The 2,303-nt window shown below is 60.1% G+C and carries 3 protein-coding genes; all 3 read left to right on the plus strand.

Going from position 1 to position 2,303, the window contains the following annotated elements:
- Window positions 1–101: 101 nt before the first annotated feature.
- A complete protein-coding gene (locus AB1609_21605) occupies window positions 102–869 on the plus strand; it encodes a formyltransferase family protein (protein ID MEW6049032.1) in 768 nt (255 codons plus the stop codon).
- The gene (locus AB1609_21610) at window positions 866–1,705 is read left to right on the plus strand and encodes an XrtA system polysaccharide deacetylase (GenBank protein MEW6049033.1); all 840 of its coding nucleotides are present in this window, start codon (window positions 866–868) and stop codon (window positions 1,703–1,705) included. The genes AB1609_21605 and AB1609_21610 overlap by 4 nt, the downstream gene beginning before the upstream one ends.
- Before the next feature lie 166 nt (window positions 1,706–1,871).
- Window positions 1,872–2,303, plus strand: a 432-nt coding sequence (locus AB1609_21615) for a sugar transferase (protein ID MEW6049034.1), incomplete at its 3' end; no start/stop codon positions are given.

Genomic DNA, 2,303 nt, shown 5'->3' on the forward strand with positions numbered 1-2,303 from the left:
GAAGAGATGGGTGCCAGGGGGAGGGCTTACGCAGAACGTCATTTCTCCCGGGAGGGTTGCATCGGTCAGTACGAGAAGCTTTTCTCTGAGTTGGTGCGCGCATGAGGCTTGTCGTGATAACTCAGGATGATCCTTTTTACGTGCCGGTCTTCTTCTCCCGGTTCTTAGGTGCCCTCGACCTGAAACAATACCAGGTTCAGGCCATATACGTCATGCGTCCCTTCCGGGAGTCGCCTTCGGAACTGGTCCGGCGGATGTACCGTTTCTACGGCCCGGTAGACTTTGTCAGAAGAGGCGTGCAGTACGCCGTCCGCCTGGCGGGAGATCGGTTGCGCTTGCGTGCCCATTCTGTTCGCGCCATTGCGAAAAGGTACGGCATACCAGTATTAGAGGTTTCTGATGTTAACAGTCCGACCTTTGCCAGGCAGGTGGCTGCGTACGACCCCGACGTGATACTGTCGGTGGCCGCTCCCCAGCTATTTGGTGAACATCTGCTAAGGTTACCCAACTGGGGCTGCCTCAATGTGCACAGTGCCAAGCTTCCTCAATACCGAGGGATGATGCCGGTATTTTGGGCTCTGTACCACGGAGACCGAACCGTGGGCGTCACTGTACACCGCATGGATGAGCGGCTTGACCGCGGCGACGTGCTCCTGCAGGTGGAAGTTCCCGTGTGCGAAGGGGACAGCCTCGATGCCGTGATGACGCGTTGTAAGGAAGCCGCAGCTGACGCAGTCCTTGCGGCGTTGTCTCAGATCCGGGACGGGACGGTGACCCTGCGACCTGTTGAGGGCCGGGGCTCCTACTTTTCGTTTCCGCGCCCAGAGCACGTACGGGTCCTCAGACAGAGGGGGTACCGTCTCCTGTGAGGCGATGCCTGCTCAGTTTTGACGTGGAGGACTGGTTCCAGGTCGAGAACCTCAGGGGTGCGATACCCCGCGAATCATGGGACGACTGCGAACTGAGGGTGATCCAGAATACGGCTCGGATCCTTGACCTTTTGGATTGTTTCGGGCGCAAGGCCACGTTCTTCGTACTGGGATGGGTGGCGCACAAGGTTCCGGGCTTGGTCAAGGAAATCGCAAAGAGGGGCCACGAGGTGGCCAGCCACGGGTATTCCCACGAACTGGTCTACCGGCAGTCCGAAGAGGCGTTTCGCGAGGACGTGCGAAGGGCTAAATGGTTGCTGGAAGATCTCATTGGGGACAGCGTTGTAGGGTATCGAGCTCCTAGCTTCTCGCTTACCGACCGTGGTCTACGGATCTTGTGGGAAGAGGGTTATCGTTACGATTCAAGTGTCTTTCCCTCCAGCCTCCATGACCGCTACTTTCGTCCCCGGGAGGTGGAATCCGCCCTCCACTCAGGAGTTGGACGCACTCATGATGGCTTGGTCGAGATCCTGGTGCCAACCCTTGACGTCGGGCCCCTCAGAATACCCTGGGGGGGCGGAGGCTATTTCCGGGCTGTCCCCTATGGCGTGTATCGGTGGGGGGTCAACCGGATCTTGGGGCAACGCGGCGTATTCCTGTTCTACTTGCATCCCTGGGAGATTGACGCGGAGCAACCCCGGGTAAGAGGTTTGAGTTGGTCCTTGCGGCAGCGGCACTACCTTGGCCTTGCAAATACTTATGGTAAGGTGGCCCGGCTCATTGCCGATTACCCATGGGAACCAGTGTCCGCGGTTGTCAGTGCACCGGGTGCGTGACAAGTGTGAAGGCTTTGGGGTCTACGGCGGAGGTAGCCACATGCACGAGTCGGTAGCTTCCCATGAGCAAGCGGCTGCGGTCAGCATTGCGGCACCTTCGGCCCTGAGGACGGAGGGGCGTCCAGCGGTATTATCGCCCTACGCGCGCTCGGCGGCGAAGAGGGTTATGGATCTCATGTTGTCGCTGCTGGGGTTACTGATCTCTGCGCCGATCTGGCTCCTTGTGTCTCTCGCTATCATCCTCGAAGACGGCCGCCCCGTTCTGTATGTCCAGACCAGAATGGGGCGCGACGGGCGTGTTTTCCCTCTGCACAAATTCAGATCCATGGTGCGCGATGCGGAAGGGATGACCGGCCCCGTTTGGGCTTCCCGGGAGGATCCCCGCGTCACGCGCGTGGGGCGCCTGCTGCGCGCTACCGCTCTCGACGAACTGCCCCAACTGGTCAACATTCTGCTTGGGCACATGAGCTTTGTGGGGCCCAGGCCCGAGCGCCCGGAGCTGGTGGCCAGGATAGTGGAGTCCTGCCCCGAATTCACCCGTCGGCACGTGGTGAGGCCCGGGCTCACGGGCCCGGCTCAGCTTTTTGGCCACTACGAG

The organism is Bacillota bacterium (genome assembly GCA_040754675.1).
GTDB lineage: Bacteria > Bacillota > Limnochordia > Limnochordales > Geochordaceae > Geochorda.